This window comes from Stieleria sedimenti, assembly GCF_025060895.1.
GTDB lineage: Bacteria > Planctomycetota > Planctomycetia > Pirellulales > Pirellulaceae > Stieleria > Stieleria sedimenti.
On sequence record NZ_JANZKV010000183.1, the window covers coordinates 35,911 to 53,843 of the forward strand.

8 protein-coding genes and 1 tRNA gene are annotated in these 17,933 nt (G+C 57.9%); 7 read left to right on the forward strand and 2 right to left on the reverse strand.

Features of this window, described 5'->3' with window-relative positions; translation table 11 throughout:
• Positions 1-19: 19 nt before the first annotated feature.
• The 6 genes from NZK35_RS23335 (at position 20) to NZK35_RS23360 (ending at position 8,215) form a co-directional block, all read left to right on the forward strand.
• The gene (locus NZK35_RS23335; RefSeq protein ID WP_259634935.1) at positions 20-1,294 is read left to right on the forward strand and encodes a Gfo/Idh/MocA family protein; all 1,275 of its coding nucleotides are present in this window, start codon (positions 20-22) and stop codon (positions 1,292-1,294) included.
• A 14-nt stretch (positions 1,295-1,308) separates the two neighbouring features.
• Complete coding sequence (locus NZK35_RS23340) at positions 1,309-2,019, forward strand: 3-keto-disaccharide hydrolase (protein ID WP_259634936.1); 711 nt, start codon at positions 1,309-1,311, stop codon at positions 2,017-2,019.
• Positions 2,020-2,090: 71 nt separating this feature from the next.
• Positions 2,091-2,441, forward strand: coding sequence for an ArsA-related P-loop ATPase (locus tag NZK35_RS23345; RefSeq protein WP_323379656.1), 351 nt, complete (start codon positions 2,091-2,093; stop codon positions 2,439-2,441).
• Positions 2,442-3,643: 1,202 nt separating this feature from the next.
• A complete protein-coding gene (locus NZK35_RS23350) occupies positions 3,644-4,210 on the forward strand; it encodes a sigma-70 family RNA polymerase sigma factor (RefSeq protein WP_259634937.1) in 567 nt (188 codons plus the stop codon).
• Positions 4,203-7,907: a WD40 repeat domain-containing serine/threonine protein kinase gene (locus NZK35_RS23355; protein WP_259634938.1), complete on the forward strand. Its 3,705-nt coding sequence runs from the start codon at positions 4,203-4,205 to the stop codon at positions 7,905-7,907. The genes NZK35_RS23350 and NZK35_RS23355 overlap by 8 nt, the downstream gene beginning before the upstream one ends.
• A 158-nt stretch (positions 7,908-8,065) precedes the next feature.
• Entirely contained in the window at positions 8,066-8,215 is a 150-nt protein-coding gene (locus NZK35_RS23360; RefSeq protein ID WP_259634939.1) for a hypothetical protein, read from the forward strand.
• A gap of 297 nt (positions 8,216-8,512) precedes the next feature.
• On the opposite strand, the gene NZK35_RS23365 is transcribed toward NZK35_RS23360, so the two are convergent.
• A tRNA-Arg gene (locus NZK35_RS23365) sits at positions 8,513-8,586 on the reverse strand.
• A 431-nt stretch (positions 8,587-9,017) separates the two neighbouring features.
• On the opposite strand from NZK35_RS23365, the gene NZK35_RS23370 reads away from it, so the two are divergent.
• Entirely contained in the window at positions 9,018-10,667 is a 1,650-nt protein-coding gene (locus NZK35_RS23370) for a putative transporter (RefSeq protein WP_259634940.1), read from the forward strand.
• Positions 10,668-10,747: 80 nt separating this feature from the next.
• On the opposite strand, the gene NZK35_RS23375 is transcribed toward NZK35_RS23370, so the two are convergent.
• Positions 10,748-17,749: a hypothetical protein gene (locus tag NZK35_RS23375; RefSeq protein WP_259634941.1), complete on the reverse strand. Its 7,002-nt coding sequence runs from the start codon at positions 17,747-17,749 to the stop codon at positions 10,748-10,750.
• Between the last annotated feature and the right edge of the window lie 184 nt (positions 17,750-17,933).

Genomic DNA, 17,933 nt, shown 5'->3' on the forward strand with positions numbered 1-17,933 from the left:
GAGCACAAGCTGACCAATCATGAACTTATCACCTCAAAATCACGCTTCACGTCGAACGGCGTTGAAATCAATCGGCGCGACCACCGCGTTGGCCGCGTCTGGCGTCTTACCGTCAACGACTTATGCCGCACCGTCAACTTCCGCTAGCGACAAGTTACGCGTTGGATTGATCGGCGCTGGCGGGCGGGCCAAGTGGCTGACGCGCGCGTTGTCTCGCGAATCCCATCGAGCCGAATTGGTTGCCGTAAGCGATTGTTACCTTCCGCAGATCGACGCCCTTGCGGCTGATAACGAGAAGGATCCGAAGGCCGGTGATTCCTGGCGACGCTATCAGAACTACGAACAAATGTTCGAGCAGGAAGATCTCGATGCGGTCATGATCGCGACGCCGGATCATGTGCGCGTGCGAGCGGCAATCATCGCCTGTGCCAAGGGCCTGGATGTCTACGCGGAAAAGCCGCTCAGTTTCAGCATTCCGGAAGGCCGCGCCCTGGTCAAAGCGGTGCGAAAGCACGAACGCATTTTGCAGGTCGGCACGCAGCAACGCAGCACGCCGATCAATCAATATGCGTGCGAGTTCATTCGTGACGGTGGACTTGGGAAAGTCGCCACGATCCTCGTGAAGAAGTACTCAGGCTCTCGGCCTGTGACAGGCCTCGCCCGACAACCCGTTCCCGAAGGCATGGACTGGAATCGATTTTGTGACCAGGCAACGTTGCTCGATTATCACGAACAGCTTCATCGTCGGTGGCGAAATTTCGATACCTTCACAGGAGGCCCCATCTGTGATCGTGGGTCGCACGCGCTGGACATGGTTCATTTGGCGATGGGTTGGGAGAACGTCGCCCCCACTCGGATCGAACCCACCACAGAAGCGGAGAATGACAGGGACCGCGGTGTGAGGTTGTATTACCCGGACGGCACCGTCATTCGACTGGAAAGCACGGACGGACCGGCGTTCGGCGGCATCTTTATTGGCGAACGAGGCAAGGTAGAAATCAATCGAGGACGCTTCGCCTGTAATCCGAAGGATTTGCTTCAGCCTTTCACCGGATCACAAACCGAATCGCATGTCGGCAACTGGCTGGATTGCATTGAAACCCGCGAACAGCCCAATGCGCCGGTGGAAGTCGGCCATTTGATTACCAGTGTCGCGCACTTGATCAACATCTGTCGCACCACAGGCCGCACGATCAACTGGGACGCCACCAAAGAGCAAATCATCGGCGATGACGCCGCCAATGCATTGCTGACCAAGGAACGACGTCCCGAATTCTCGCTTCCCACTGTTTAGCCACAGGAACGTAAATGCTTTCTCACTTCTTTCGTCGTTTGAATCGTGCGAAAACGCGACGGTGTCGGTCAACGATCGCGCTCGCTGCGATCGCGGTCTTGATGTGCTGTGGCACCGCCTTCGCCGATGATTGGGTTACCCTGTTCGATGGTAAAAGCCTCGATGGCTGGAAACCGTCCCGCGACAACACGCAGTTCGCGCTCACCGACCAAGTCATTATTGGCACGAGTTCTGGCCAGACTCAGTTTCTGCACACGGTCGAGGAGTACGGTGACTTCGAGCTTGAACTGGAAGTCAAACTTCATGACACCGACTTAAACTCGGGGATTCAATTCCGGACGAAGCTGACGCGTACCAACGACGCCGGAAAAGTTCGTCCGTCCGTTCACGGACCACAGGTCGATATCGGTAAATCTCCTGGACGCAGCGGACACATCTTTAACCAGGGCAATGGTGCCTGGATCACGCCCAAAGAAGACTGGACTCGGAACGAGCTAATGGTCAACGGGGAATGGAACAAGCTGCGTGTAGTGGCCGTTGGTCCGCGAATTCAAACCTGGATCAATGGCAAACAGGTGGGGGATGTCACTGATTCCGAAGCCTACGCGAAGTATCCCTCGGGTGTGATCGCACTGCAGGTACACGGTGTCAAGAAGTCACCGGAGAAGGCACGACACGTTTCGTTTCGGTCGATTCGCATTCGCAGAATCGAATCCGCCAAGTAGCACCCGATCATCCAAATCCTTCACGAAGACATGAACACCGGACCACGTTCGAGTATTTGATTCATTGCAGCTTGACGGTCGGTCGCATCGATCCAGCGCAGGAAACAGCGGACTACACAACCGATGTCAGGCAGACCGCTGGTGCTGAACTCGACGCAGATGGAAAGTCACTTTTGCAAGAGGACCTACGGTCACCATGCACCGAAGAGATTGCCGTGTTCCGCGCGTTCGCAAGGACCGTATCGGAGGGGGGCGATGGCTTCGTTGTTCTCGACACGGCCCCGACCGGACACACGATCTTATGGCTCGATTCGGCGCTCGCTTACCATCGTGAAGTGACTCGCCAGACCCATCAGATGCCCGAATCTGTCGAGCAACTGTTGCCGCGTCTACGTGATCGGAACTTCACTCGGCCAGCCTGAAATGAATCGGGAGGGAGCCGGCCGTACGGCGAAGGAATGATCCGGAAATCCTCCAGGTTTTCCCTTGATATCTGGTTCGCATAGGTCCATCCATAACTGTTCTCGTTAAACGCATAGGTGCTGGGCACCGACAGCAGTTGGACATTCGCCCAACTCAATTAGGTTGGTCCAACCGCCGCAGGTTCGCGGCGATGGCGCGACGATCGTCAAGGGTGACGATCTTTCCGCTACGGCACGACTGAGTCTCGCATGTAAGGCGTGTGTGAGCACGAAATTGTGGGACTTCGCCATGGTTCACGTGCCAAGACGCTGAACAACTCGCAATCCACTGACCTGTCGCATCCATCGTAAACTTACCATTGCTTCCCACTGTAGCGTCAGAAGGCCGAACGAGCTGTCTTTCAAAGTCTTGCTGGCCGTGCAACTGGGAGACTTGCACTTCCTGGAGATGGCAACCCACGGGATTGGCGAAATAAATCTTGCTCCCGTCACTCGAAAACTGAACATCGTCCACGGGACCGCTAATCCGACCGATGTAACGAAGATTGCCGGTTGGCATATTCCACAACGACAATCGATCATTTCCTCCCACGACGAGAAGCGATACTAAATTCGGGACTGCGTGCTTTTGAAATGGAGTTCGGCAAAGGGTTGCAATGATTCATCGGCCGGGGGCGCAGCAGTGACTCGGCACGCCGGAAAAAGAATGCCCAAAAAGAAGCTTGCAAGCACAAGGCGATACTTCAATCGATACTGTCACTTCCCTCGCGATATTTTTGCCGAATAACTGCGACAGCATTTACCATAGCGTCCCGATAGGCAACGCGGCGTTCGTGAAGTTTTGCATGGAACACTGGTTTCGGTTCGTTCTGCGCTGGCGTCAGGCTCGGTATCACGACGAACCCAGCGCAAGCGATGAGGAGAAAGCTGACCATAGTTGTGGGAAGGATGACGCAGCGCATCGTCAAGAGATTCGCACTAGCACGGGTGCTAGCTTGCTTCTGGAGTAAACCGCCCCAAACTCTTGATCAACCTGATATGGTAGGCGAAGATTCGAGGCAATGTACTAGGGAGCAAGACTTCCACGTTCAACCGCGCTGAATTTAGGAATTTGAAAAATTCTTGTGGTCGATTCATCGATGAACGTTGCCTAGGAACACCGCAAGCATGCCTATTTTGCACTGCGCCCCCTGATTTCTCCGATGGTGATGGAAGACAGCGTTAATCTCGAGCAATATCGCAACTACCTGCGAGTCTTGGCTGATATGCAGCTGAATCCACGATTACGCGCTAAGGAAGACGTTTCCGACGTCGTTCAGATCACGCTGTTACAGGCGCATCGAGATCAGGGCAATTTCCGAGGGAAATCGGAGGGTGAGCTTCGTTCGTGGTTAAAAACGATTGTCACCCACACCTTGATTAACCTTGCCAAGAAGTACCAGGCTCGGAAGCGAGATCTACGGATCGAACGCTCGATCGATCAGCAGATGCAGGAGTCGGCAATACGGATTGTTGGAGAACTTTCCGCAGATCAGACCTCGCCTAGCGAACATGTCATGCGACAAGAGCGAGCCGAACAACTTGCCGATGCAATGTCGTTGCTGCTGGAAGATGAATGTGAGGCCGTGATGCTGAAGCATGTTCACGACTGGAAAGTTGCAGACATTGCTGAGCATCTGGGGCGGTCACCAGAAGGCGTTGCCGGGCTATTACGGAGAGGTCTCAAAAAGCTCCGCAGGTCAATGCAGGAGTCTGAGCATCATGGCTGATTCACCCGACGGTCACGTCGAAGCATTTGATCGAATCGTCCACGAGTACTACCAGGCAGTTGAAAACGGCCAGAGAGTCGACGCGAAGGTGTTCATCGATCAACACCCGGAGTTCAAGGACGACTTGGAATCGTTTTTTGCCGACCTGGAGATCCTCGGCGATTATGCGAACAAGCGGACCATGTCGGGCACGCTGGCGGATACACCCACCAATCTTGAACCGCGAGTTGTGACGGTTGGGCCAGGTACATCGCTCAAGTACATCGGTGAGTATCGTATTCTGGAAGAGATTGCCCGAGGCGGGATGGGAGTCGTTTTCAAGGCGAAGCAAGAGAAGTTGCGTCGAACAGTCGCATTGAAAATGATCCTGTCAGGTCGCTTGGCAGGTGCGGCTGAAGTGGACCGATTCCAACGCGAAGCTCGCGCAGCGGCTTCGATCAAACACCCAAACATCGTGGGCGTCCACGAGATCGGAGTGCATGAGGGCCAGCACTACTTCACAATGGATTATGTGGAAAGTGAAAGTTTGAGGGAGCGATTGCGCGAGGGTTCGCTTGCACCGCAAAAGGCCGCCAAATTGACCGAAACGTTGGCAAGGGCAACGCAGTTCGCACACACCCGCGGCATCCTTCACCGTGACCTAAAGCCTGCGAATGTCCTAGTTGATTCAAACGAGCAACCGTACATCACCGACTTCGGGCTTGCCAAACCACTCGCTGATTTCGATGACGCTTCGCAGACAGACATCACTCGCTCGGGTCAGATTATCGGCACACCGAGTTACATGTCACCCGAGCAGGCCGCGGCCAAGCATCAATTGGTGGGGGTTGCGAGCGACATCTACTCGCTGGGTGCAATACTGTACGCATGCTTGAGCGGCCGTGCTCCGTTTGTAGCTGAGTCAAGCGTCGAGACGATTCGTCAGGTCATTCATGACGAACCGGTGCCCCCGACCGTTCTTAATCCTCGGGTGCCGCGGGATCTCGAAACAATTTGCCTGAAATGCTTGGAAAAAGAACCGCACAAAAGATACGGCACGGCCGCGTTGTTGGCCGACGACGTAACGCGGTACCTAGCCGATGAGCCCATTCTCGCCCGCAGGGTGACATCGATAGAGAGAATTTGGCGTTGGTGTCGTCGCGAGCCCAGGATGGCCGTTCTATGTATGGTCCTATCGCTCGTTGTTTTGTTAATCGCAACGATAGGTCCAATCATCGCGGCTCAGCAAATCCGGCTCCGCGGAGAGGCCGAATACCTTCTTGGCGAGAAGACTCAATTGTTGGATGAAAAAGCCGGCCTGGTAAACCAGCTTCAAGATTCTGTCAAAGAACAAGAGCGATTCGCAGAGAAGCTCCAAGACAGAAACATCGGATTGTCGCGTCAGACTGCGTTTCTCTACCTTGCCCGGGGCTCCAATCTGTACGACCAAGGATTTTACCGGTCTTCGAGTATTGAGTTTCTCCGAGCTTTCACCGTGCTCCCCACTTCCGATCCCTTATCTGATTCAATCCGTTCCGTTGCTTTGGCTCGGTTGACGCACGGTGGAAGGTGTCAATCGATCATTCCTCATGGATCAGGCGTAGGCCCCGTCGCCTTTAGTCGCGACGGTAGTCGCATCATGACGGCAAGTGGTCGCTTTATTCGCATGTCGGATACTCGCACGGGACTACCCATAGGACCTGTCATCGAATACGAAGAACCGTTTCGAGACTCCCCCTTCGCCAAGAGTCCTGATGGATCACGTATCGTTGTGACCGCTCTGTCAATGCGGAAATCCGACAAGGCCAAAAGTCGTTATTTGGGAAGGGCACGAATTTTGGACACCGCGAGCGGGCGGCAGATAGGAGCGTCACTCACCCATGACAATCGAATTGAGGCCGTCACTTTCAGCTCTGATGGGAAATTCGTCATCACCGGTTCGCATGACAATACAGCCCGCATCTGGAGTGCGACGACCGGTGAACCGATCGGGCAGCCAATTCAGCATGAAGCGGTTGTTGTTTCCGTTGACATCAGCCCGAATGGCCACTTTGTGGCCACCGGGTCAAGCAACAACCTAATAAGAATCTCGGATAATCGCGGGCGGCCCGTTGGCGAACCTCTCAAGCATGATGATGTTGAGTATCAGATTGGCGACCCCAATCTGGGTGAGTCTCGCGTCGGTGGCGTAGTCACTTCACTTGCATTTGGTCCCGATGGATCGCAGCTTTTGTCGGCGGCAACCTCCGGGATCGTGCGTTGGGACGTGAAGACAGGTCGACGCATAGATAAGCTGAAACGGAAGTACAAGTTCACCATAGATCCAAGCCGTAAACGTTTCTTTACCTACTCGGAGTTGGGTGTGGATGCCTGGGATTTCCATACCCTGCGGTTGCGAGGTCATGTTGCCAGTCCTGCTGAAAAGCTTGAGTTCAGTGCTAACGGCAAACGGTTCGTTACGATCTTCGGTACCTCGGCTCGCGTCCACAACGCGTTGACGTTGGAGCAGATTGGAGCACCGCTTCCTCACGAGCATAGGGTCCGCTCTGTTGCCTTCAGTCCGACTGCGGACCGGGTCGCCAGTGGATCCGAAGATCCAACCGTTGCCGGAGGTAGCAAGGAAGACGAAGTTCGCGTCTGGCGGGTCGAAGCACCAACCCGAGTGCTCCTCAATGGAGTCTATGGACAAGTGGCTGCGATCAATTCCGATCGGACACGCCTGATCACGACGGAGGAGAATTTGTCACCGGCAACCGACGGTATGGGCTACGTCGCCAAACTTTGGGATGTGGAGTACGAACGTGTTCTTGGCGAAACATCCGTGCACACGGGGGAAATTACTTGCGTAGCCTTCAGTGCTGATGGTCAACAATTTGTCACCGCAAGCGGGAATACAGCGCGTGTCTGGGGTTCCGACATAATTCAGGAAGCCAGAAAGATCACTTGTGAAGGAGAGATCAAAAGCGTCTTTTTCGCGGGAAACCGAAACTGGGCTACCATCGCTTGGAATCAAGAACGCGGTTATCGTCGCGAGGATCTTCCCGATAGACTTCTGTTCGCGAGAGATTTGCGCATTCAAGTTTGGGATATGGACGAAGTGCGACCTGTGGGTCCCACGATTGAATTTCTCGGGTCATCCATCGCAGTGGCAATAAGTCCCGACGGCCGCATGGTCGCATCTGGATCAAATGGACAGGTACAGCTCTGGGACAGTCGATCCGGCGAACCTTTGGGGGACCCTCTCGGCGAAAAAGTCGTTGCCGGTAGCCGAACCGGAAAAGTACAGGTCGCGTTCAGCCCAAACGGAAGTCAATTGATCGCAGGAAATCATACGCTTCGCATTTGGGATCTCACCAGTCGCCAGCCGATCGGTCAGCACATGCCTCACGACGGAACGGTAACGTCGATTGCCTACGATCAGGAGGGTTTCCGCGTGGCTACCGGCACCTATGAAGGATGGGAGGGCAAAGCGCGTGTTTGGGATGCGCGGACCGGTCAGCCGCTAACGAATCCAATTGAGTTCAAAGAAAGCGCGCTTGACAAAGTCGCCCTCACGAAAGACGACAAGCTGGTGACTTGGACAATGGACGAATGCGGGCTCTGGGATATCGGTACAAACATTAGGTCCGAAGATTTTCGAACCTGGTTCGAGCGAGTTCTGAAAGTCACGGTCGGCGGAGACGGTTCCGTGAACATCAATCGCGCGCCACGCCCATAACCTGATCAGCACGGGCCCCGGTGATGACAGTGTCACCGTCAGTGGTGGAAAAGTGGAACGCACCAGTACCGGTGGAAGCGATGGCGAAGTTTCACTCGACGACGTGACGGTCAATCGTCGAGTCAAGGTGACAACTGGCCGGGGAATCGATCGAACTGGTGATTCGAGACTCGCTGCTCAAAGGTAAAGCGGTCTTCGATGGCGGACTCGATGACGCCACGCTACAAATCTTGTCCAGCCAATTCGATCGCGGCTTCGCCGCAGTCTTCCACGATTTTCGGACAGTTTTCGGCGAAGAGTGCGCCTAAGCGACTATGCGCGGCTGTTAACCAATCGGAAGTTTTTCGTCCGGATCGGAGCGTCGGAAGCAATCGGCGTTGTAACTTGTGCGCGACGTCAATCGAGAGAGCGCGATAGTTTTGACGCGATCGCGCGGTATCGTGCCGGGACAACGACTGCGGGGCGAATGCCGGCGAGAGTTCTGGTTGACCAGCACGTCTCAAAACCTCGCAAAAACAGGGCGGTTTTGCGTAGCGAACGAAAGCGGGCAGCACCAGACAAAGAGCGAACTTGAGGGCCATGCCGAGTTCGCAAAAGAAAAAAAGTACACCCGGCAGGATTCGAACCTGCAACCCTCGGTTCCGAAGACCGATGCGCTATCCAGTTGTGCCACGGGTGCTTGTCTCGCGACTCAGGACCTATTTTGCCTGATTCAGGTTCGGTTGTCTAGCGAGGTCGAGGAAGTTCATCGTGCCAAATTGTGAACGCCATGGGGAGCGTGATTTGCCGTAGGTTTGGGGGGGTGGGCGGCGAACGCCGGCGGGAACCCTCCCCTCGCTGCGCTCGACCCTCCCGCACACGGGAGGGTGACTTTGGAAGCTGCAGGACGTGCTGGCGGGAGGGTTCTTTTTGCGCTTGGTGCGATTGCCCACCGCAATCGGTGGACAACGGCAGTTGGCAACTTGGGGCCGCAGCTGTCCCATTGAGTGGTGGCGATTGATCTAGTACGACACCCCAGAAAGTCAACGGATTCGTGCACGAGGTACGGATCACCTTTGCAACGACTGTTCGTCGAATCAGCCAACACACCGCTACGGAAGTTTCACAATCATGCCACCCGTCGCAGCCGCAATCTTGATCGTCACGCTCGTCGCCGTTTGCGGGCTGTTGTTGGGCGGGATTCGCATCCGGGGTATCGGGCTGGGCCCGGCGGGGGTGCTGTTTGCCGGCATCTTGTTCGGCCACTTTGGCGCTTCGATCGATCCGGAGATCGCGGATTTTACGAAAGAGTTCGGGCTGATCTTGTTCGTCTTCACGATCGGACTGCAACTCGGCCCCGGCGTGATCGAGCTGTGGAAGAAGCAAGGCATCTTGCTCAATTCCATGGCGCTGTCGATTGTGGTTCAGGCGGTCATCTTGATCTGTGCCTTTGTGTTGTTGCTGGAGCTTCCCGTGTTCACATCGGCGGGGCTGTTCAGTGGGGCGACGACCAATACGCCTTCTTTGGGTGCCGCCGAGCAGGCGGCGTTGTCACTGTCGGGCGACGAACGGCCGGCGGGAATCGGCTCGCTTGCCTCCGCCTACGCCGTCGCTTACCCCGGCGGCATCATCGGAATCATCGCATCGATGCTGTTGATTCGACGGCTGTTCGGCATCAACGTCAGTGACGAAGTGGCTCAAATCAAGGAGCTTGAGAAACAGGATCATGAACCGATCGAGCGTCGCACGATCGTGATCGACAACCCCCATTTGGGATCCATTCCCTTCGGCCAAATCCCCGGCGTCGAAGATTCGGGCGTCCGCATTTCGCGGATCAGGCGCGTGGGGGAAGACGTCGTTCAAGCCGCAACGGACGAAACGGACTTGCACGACGGTGATCTGGTTCAACTGGTCGGCCCACGAAGCACGCTGGATCGGATCGAGCCGGTCGTCGGTCGCAAAGTCGATGTCGATCTGATGAAGGAACCGGGCGAAGTGGCGTATCGCCGCGTCCTGGTGACCGATCCCCAAGCCTTGCGAAAGACACTCCGTGAGCTGTCGCTGGATAAAGTCTTCAACACGTCGGTCACGCGGATCATTCGATCGGGCGTCGAGTTGACCGCGCGGGGATCAAGCCGCTTTCACTACGGCGATATCGCACACATCGTCGGTGACAAAGAGTCGATCGAACGGGTCACCCAATTCCTGGGGAACTCCGGCAAGTCGATGAAGGAGACGCACTTCTCGCCGCTGTTTTTCGGCATCGCGATCGGTGTCGTCGTCGGGATGATCCCGTTTCATCTGCCCGGTGTCCCGTTCCCGATCCGGTTGGGGTTTGCCGGCGGGCCGCTGGTGGCGGCGATTGTGTTCAGTCTGATCGGCAGCGTCGGAAAGTTTGTCTGGTACATCCCTTACTCGGCCAACCTGGCGCTCCGGGAATTGGGGATCATTTTGTTTCTCGCCTGCGCAGGCTTGGGCGCGGGTGAAACCTTCTTTGAAGCCGCACTCAGTGTCCAGGGCGTCAAATGGATGGGGCTGGGCATCATCGTCACGATGGTCCCGTTGCTGACGACGGGAATCGCGGCGCGAATGATTTGGAAACAGAACTATCTGACGATCTGCGGCGTGATCGCCGGCAGCATGACGGATCCGCCGGCGCTGGCATTCGCGAATTCTCAGGCCGACTCCGAGGCCAGTTCGACGGCCTATGCAGCCGTTTACCCGCTGACGATGATTCTGCGTATCATCGCCGCCCAAGCGATCGTGATGATGTTTGCGTGAGGCAGGGCCTGGCAGACCCGTTGATGGAACGAGTCTTGAGTCATGGATGACATTTGTTGCTGGAATCGCAGGCTGGAAGCTTACGCCACTTTGCGGCCGCTGGTGGCGAAGGCGAGCGCGGCTGCGAAGCCGGCCAGCAACAGCGTGACCAGGGCCATTTGCCAGGCTTGGATTCTATACTGCGAGGCGAATTCCAGATCGAGTTCCAGCGGTGCGTTTTCGGCAACTTGCACGGTGCGGCCGAAGGTGTAGACCGAGCCTTCTTCGGGCAGGCTGATGATGATCGCTTGCGGAGCCGGTTCGGTGGTGCGTTGGTGACGGACCAGGCGGGCGGCGATCTGTTGCAGCACCGCGTTGTCCTCGGTCGTGTTTCCACGCAGCAGCTGACTCAATTGTTGAGGCCGGAAATTCAACTGGTCCTGTTGCAGGATCGGGTTGTCGGCGGCCGCCTCGCGGAGTTGTGGGTTGTCTCCCGACACGGTGTCGCTTGGCGTGTTGTACAGATACAGGCGTTGACGACGTGTGTTGAGTCCGACGATCGCTTGTTGCGTTTGCAGGTTCTCCAGCTGCACGCGGGCGTCTTCGTTGGAAGCTGCGTCCAAAGCGTATTGATTGGCGACGCTGTTGAGTGCCCAGCGGGCCTTGGTTTGTTCACCGGCCTGCAACAGCTGATTGGCTTGCTCGAGCAACTGGGCGGCCTGTTGCGCTTGGGCTTGTCGCTTGCCGACCGCTTTGGACAAATAAGAACTGCGGTCGTATTGCTCTTGGTTCGTCTGGCTGATCAATTCCAGGTTGCCGTCGTGATCGGTCAGCTCAAATCCTTTCGGGGCAACAACATTCCACTGGATGTTTTCCAACGGCACGTTCAATTGGGGGCTGATCAATTTCAAATCCCTCAACCGATTTCCCGACACCGAATAGACGAAGCGGACGGTTGCGGTGCGGTCGTCGATGCCCGGCAGAATGTAGAACTGCCAGGTGTTCGTGTCGCCTCCCTGACGAATCGAATTGACGCTTTCGCCGTTGACGAAGATGCTGAACAATTCGCCGCCATCGGGGAGGCCGACACTCAGACTGCTGCGCTGGATGACTTCGACGGTCACTTCGACGGCGGTCAGCTGATCGCCGGTCGGCGACAGGATGGTGGTCAAGGAACCTTGGGCCACCCGCAGCTTGAGCGCATCGGCGATCGAATGCCGTTGGGCACGCACGATCAGAGGACTGGCGGGAACGACGGCCCGGAGGGCGAACACCGGCGCGTTTCGATTTTCTGCTTCGCGCAACGTCGGGGGCACCGTGCTCCAGTCGATCTGTTGCCAGCCTTCGGACAGTCCGTCGAGTTCCAATTCCAAGCGGCCGCCGGCGCGAACGGCGTAGAAATAGGACAGTTGCCGCGCCAGCGGGAAGCCCGCCGGGTTGAGCGTTTCACTGTCGTTCTCCCGATCACCCCGCCGTTCGTATTCGATGCGGAAGTCGATCTTGCCGACCACACGACGTTTGAACTGGATTTCCCAGACGTTGGAATCCGCCGCCGTACGAATCAAGTCGCTGACGGTGTTGCCGCTGGCCCGTAGCGTTTTGATTTCGTCGGCGTCGCTGAGCGGCAGAACCACTTGCAGCGAACGCACTGAAGCGTTTTGCACATTGAAATTGGCGATCAATGCGGTTCGCGTCTGGCCTTCCCGCAGCGTGACTTCATGCAACACTTGGCCGGTCACCCAGGGGTCCAGTTTTTCGATGCCCAGAACCAGGTTCCAGTCGCGTTGCAGCAGACGAAACGCCAACGCGCCTTGGGCTTCGCCGCCCATCGCCCGCGGATCGGTCTCGGAAACATTTTGTCGGGACACGGTTCGGAGCCGAATGCCGGTGGTCGGGCGGACGACCAAGTCACCGGTTTGGCGCGTCGCTTCGTTCAGCTCGAAACGGGGGATTTCCCATTGCCCGACGTCACTCGGCGCGGCACCGGTTAGAGCCAGCGCGAAGCTCTGCGTGCCGAGGGTTTTGCCGTTGAGGTGCAGGATGATCTGACGTTGGTCGTTTTCGGTCAGTTCGGCCCAATGGTGCAGCGCGGGGCCGGTCAGCGATTCGACTTCCAGCCCATCGGGTAGCGGAAAACTGAGCTGAAACAGTCCGGCGCGGGAGATTTCGGCGGCAAAGTTGATCGCCAAGACGACGCGTTCGTCGCCGAGTGAAAGGACTTGCTTGCTGGCGACACGGACTTCCGCTGCTACCGGTGCGACGCGCACGGCGACTTCCCCACCTTCGGCACCATAGCGATAGACCCGATGCAACACCGCTTGTTTGTTGGTGATCAAGCCGGCGTCAAAGTCGCCCAAGTTGACGGCCGACATCTGATTCGGTTGCAGCGTTTCCGGTTGGGCTTCGGGACCGAAGGCGATCGCGACGAGTCCGACTTCGCCGTTGGCGCCGCTGACCTTCAGTGGTGAGAGTGTGACATCGGCCGGTAGGGGATCGAGTCCGCGTTGTGTTTCGATGATCACGTCAAAGGCTTGCGACTGCGCGGGATCAATCTGCAACTTCAATCCGCCGCTCTCGGCATCGAATTGCCAGGAACCGACCGGTCCCGAGACCGAGCTAACGGTCAGGCCTTGGGGGACCACGACATTCAATTCGCTCACTTGGCCTTGCGATGTCCGGAGATGCAGACGATGGCGTCCGTCGACGACACCGGGTCCGGGCAGGTACAAGTTGGACGCTTCGACAAAGAACTGTGTTTCCTCCGTCGTCACATCACGGACTTGGGGTTTCAGGAATAAACTCGCGCTGCCGGGGCGCAGCAACACGTTGGCCTGGGTCGCGTCGTCCACTTCGGTGGTTTCAATGCGGACCGCGGAAGGAGAGGTGACGTCCCATCCGGCTTCGTCGTAGCGGAGATCGATCTGTTGGACGGCCGCGATGCCGGTCAGCACGGGGACGCCGTTGATCGGCTGGATCGCTTCCAGCTGAAAATCAAAGGTCGCCTGGTACGTCGCCGAGGAAGCCTCTTGCGGGTCGTCGTTTTGCTGGTCGTCTTCCGTTGGGGGCGACGGGTCGGTTGCCGGAATGCTGACGATGTAGGAGAGGCCTTCGCCGGCCACTTCGGTCTTGGTCAGCCGCAGCCCGGTTCCTTCGAAACGCGTCAGGACGGCGGGGGCTTTGAGCAGCAGGAAGCGGTCCCCCGGTCGGCCGGACAGCGTGATGGTTCCGGTTGCGGACAACCGAGCGTCTTGATGCGTCAGTTTCCACTGTTGGTTGATCGAGTCGGCCGCTTGAAACCCCGCCGGAACGGCCGCCAGACTGCTGCTTGCCATCGACAGCATCAGGGCGAACCCGATCAGCATCGGCGTCACCGGACCAAATGCTTCGCTGGGGACTTCGTTGGAAGCGTCATCTTGGTTTTCGTGTTTGGCTTTCCTTCGCTCGGCGAGGTCGCGCAAGGATTGATTGGTGTGGTGGACCCACTCACGCGCCGGAGGCAGAAACAGCAGGGTGAAAATCGCCACGGCGAGCAGTCCATAGAACCACGCCGCGCCGTCACCTTGCAGCAACACGCCCAGCGCCAGCAATAGAATTCCCCCGCCGCGCAGCAGTCGGCGTTCTTGGACGTCGCGTCTTCTGAACGACCAGGCCACGGCGACGATGGCACACAGCAACGCGGTCACGCCGGCGGACGAAAGATTGACGCGCCACAGCGGCGTGTTCTTCACCTGCAATGCAATGGTTTCGCCGGCCGCCAGAATCGGCACGCTGACTTGCAACGGCTCGGGAACGCCCCGTTGTGAGAGCGCCACCAGCGCGGTTGCGACCGACACGCCAATCGCGATCAGCAGACTCAGCAGACCGGCGACGCGGAGGACGTTCGGTTTGCGGCAGGCCCAGAATCCGAAACCGGTCAGCAACGCGATCACCACCAACGCGATCAGTCCGCGTTTGGCCACCCAATCCAATCCCGACGGCCGCAGCACCGGGACGGGCGGCGTGACCGTTCCGCCAGTCGGCACCAACACGTATTTTTCGTCTCCGGTCACATTCCACTGTGTTTTCAGGATGGGGGCGAACACGGTGGGCAAGGCGAGTTCGGGGCGGGACTGGTGAACGGCCGGTTTGCCCAATCGCAAACTGACCTCGACCGGAACATTCGGGTCCGTGCCGCCGGGAATCGGGATCAACGTGGCCTCGTCGGATTGCCGAGCCGTGACGGGCCGGCCGCCCACGGAAACGGCCCACAGTCGGACCGGTTCGCCGGGCAACTGAATCTTCAACGTGCGTTGCCCGCGTGTCTTGACGAAGTACACGACGTCGGTGACCAGTTCGCCGTCTTGCGAAACACGACTATTGGCTTCGGCGAATTCCACGACCTGCGTCGCGGTCGTGCCGGGCTCGAACCAGCTGACGTTCAGGTTCAGTTCGAACGGACGTTGGGTGTATTGCCAGGTTCCCAGCGGAGGCGCGGTGCTGAGCAGACGTAGCTCCGCGGGCAATTCCAGCGGATCCAGGTTGAGCATGTCATCGGAGATCGATTCGGTTTGGATTTTCACCTGCATCGGGCTGACGACTTGGATGTAACCGCGTTCGCCCTGGACGCCGATCGGAGCGACTTGACCGGGTTTGAACGAACCGTTGCTCTTGTCCGGTTTTTCTTCGAAGGTCACCAGCAGGGTGTAGGCGCCCATGACGGGTTGGTGCAGTGAAACGATCAGCGCGTCACCTTCTCTGCGGTAGGTGCGGACGTCCTTGCCGTCGACCATCACATTGCCCAGTGTGGCCGGGACGGTGATGTTCCACTCGGAAACCGGCGACCCGGTGACGAAGTAGTTGATCAGTGCGCTTCCGTAAACCGTTTCTTCGCTCAACGAATAGAGGTGAAAGACGTCCGACTGCACACTTCGTTCCAATTGCTGGACGCTCATCGTGGCCGACCAACCCGGTTGGCGAATGCGAAAGGCTTGCTGCAGGTTCGGTGTCGGTTTGGGAAAGTACGACAAGGGTTTTTCGGCCAGCAAGTCTGTCGACGCGATTGAAATCCGAAAGCCCGGGGCACCGATGATTCCGAGGTCGCCGCGGACCGATTTTGCCTCGGGGTACTCGATGCGTGGCAGGTTCCAGTCGCCCTCCGACGCGGCTTCACTTTTTTCCAAGTGCAACGCGACGAGCTGGCGTCCGATCACGTCCTGGCCGAAGATGACTTTTAGATTGCGGCGACCACCCGTGACGGCCGTTGCAGTGATGTAGTCGGCGACGCTCGCTCCGGTGACCGAGACCACGGAGTAGTCCGACGGGATTCCAAAATCCCATTCGCGTATCGGGGCTTCGCGAATATCGAGTTCAATGTCCGCCCGGACCACGCGATCCGTCTCGGCCAATTCGTAAAGCACCAGTTCGGAAACGTTGACCTCCGGTTGGATGCGATCTGCGGCGACGGTAAAGCTGTGCCCGGCGGCGGGAAATCGGTACACGAAAACTTGACGGGCTTCGATCGAATCACCGGGAAACTGATCCGGTGCCAGTTGGTTCATGCCGCTCAGCAGCGTCGGTTCCAGACGCACCGATCCCAGGTTCGTCAGCCGCAGGAATCCCGAATGACGGATCGCGCCGATCGGGACCAGCCGCAGCCCTTCGACTCGCACCGGAAACGCGCCCAGCGGCGTTTGGCTGCGCACGTTGATCTGGCTTTGGCCGGTGATCGGCTGGCTGAGGGTGACGTCCAGCTGACGCGATTGCCCCGACTCGGTGACTTTCCAGCCGACGATGTTGTCGCCCTGGACGTCGAGGATTTCGCCCGGTCCGCGTAACCCGATTTGAAACGATTTCAGTTCGCCTTGAAGCACTTGATAGGTGATCTGGTGATCTTGGCGCAGCAGTCCGGTGCCGACTTTCGCTTCGATCTTGCCGGTGGTGGTGAAGAACAGTTTTCCTTCGCCGGTTCGACGAGCGGTTTTCCACTGCAGTTTCGCGCGGCCGGTTGCCGGCAAGAAACCGAGCCAGGTGTCGTCGTTGCGAAGCGGCACGACCGATTCTTGGTCGCTCACAAACTCGAGATCAGATTCCAGTCCGATGAGGGTCAGGGGAACCACGGCGCTGGCGGCGATGGTGATGTCCATGCGATGCACGTTGGGGGCGGGGGCGTCCAGGGTGGCGACGAAATCGAGTGCCACCGGAAAGCTGCCGGCATCGGCAAAGGTCAGTTGGTAAACCGATTGTCCGTTGAGCATCGAGAGCTGCAATTGGTAGTTGTCGTCGGCGGGCACCTCGCTGACGGCGGCATTGCCCGCGAGGATCATGATTTCGGCACCGGGCTCGGTGACATTTGCGGTGCTGCGAAGCTGGAAGCGAATCGATTTGCCATCGGGATGCAGCTCGCCGCGCAAGGTGGTGTCGACGAGTTCGACTGCTGCGGGGGCGGCTCCGTCACGCTGCAGTGAGAGCTGGATTTGGCCGCCGCTGGCTGTCTGGAAACGCTCGGCCCGATCGCCAGAATCCAGCGGGACAAACCCGCTGACCGAACTGACCGTGGCGGCGACCTCAGGGGCATCGATGATGGTTACGACCGAATCGAAACCGACGGACTCGCCCGGGGTCAGGTGCGTCAGATCGATGGACGTGGGAAGTTGCAGTTCGTCCGAGCGTGTTTTGATCTCCACCTTCAGCTCGGTCGCGTCTTGGTTGATGTGCAGATCCAGGAATCGCTCGTCGCCTTCGCGGCGGACGGACCAAGACCGCAGGTTTTCGCCCTGGACATCGCTGAGAGCGTCTGGCCCGCGGAGTCCAAAACTCAAGGTCTTGGCGCGCCCCTGGATGACTTTCGCCGTCAGCTGGATGACTTGCTCGATACGTTCAGTCGAGACGTTTGCAGTCGACGTGGCCTTGGCCGTGTAGAAAACCGGTGGGTCGGGGATTTGTCCGCGGGCTTCCACGACGATCGTGCCGCTGCCATCACCGGCAATGGAACTGCTCAGTTTGGCTTGTGGTTCCTGGTCCTGGGCATGACAGGGACGGCTCGGTGGCAACGGCAGTACCAGCAAGAACAGCGCGATAAAAACGGCGAACGCAGTTTTGGGCACGGGCGATGTTGATGCGTTCATGGATGCGATTCCTTGGGGGCGAGTCTGGTTGCTGAGGCCCGGAGGGCTGGCACAATGCTTGCCGGTGGCGTCAGCCACCGGTCCATGGGTGTTCGAACGCGAAGGCCTGAAGGGCCGACACAATCGGGCACTGAACCCCAGGGCATTGTGTCGGCCCTTCGGGCCTTGGACATTCCTTGGGATC

What these genes read in the sequence shown, in the direction of transcription:
- NZK35_RS23335 (WP_259634935.1), top strand. Translation starts at nt 20, where the DNA reads ATGAACTTATCACCTCAAAATCACGCTTCACGTCGAACGGCGTTGAAA.
- NZK35_RS23340 (WP_259634936.1), top strand. Translation starts at nt 1,309, where the DNA reads ATGCTTTCTCACTTCTTTCGTCGTTTGAATCGTGCGAAAACGCGACGG.
- NZK35_RS23350 (WP_259634937.1), top strand. Translation starts at nt 3,644, where the DNA reads ATGGTGATGGAAGACAGCGTTAATCTCGAGCAATATCGCAACTACCTG.
- NZK35_RS23355 (WP_259634938.1), top strand. Translation starts at nt 4,203, where the DNA reads ATGGCTGATTCACCCGACGGTCACGTCGAAGCATTTGATCGAATCGTC.
- NZK35_RS23370 (WP_259634940.1), top strand. Translation starts at nt 9,018, where the DNA reads ATGCCACCCGTCGCAGCCGCAATCTTGATCGTCACGCTCGTCGCCGTT.
- NZK35_RS23375 (WP_259634941.1), bottom strand. Translation starts at nt 17,749, where the DNA reads ATGAACGCATCAACATCGCCCGTGCCCAAAACTGCGTTCGCCGTTTTT.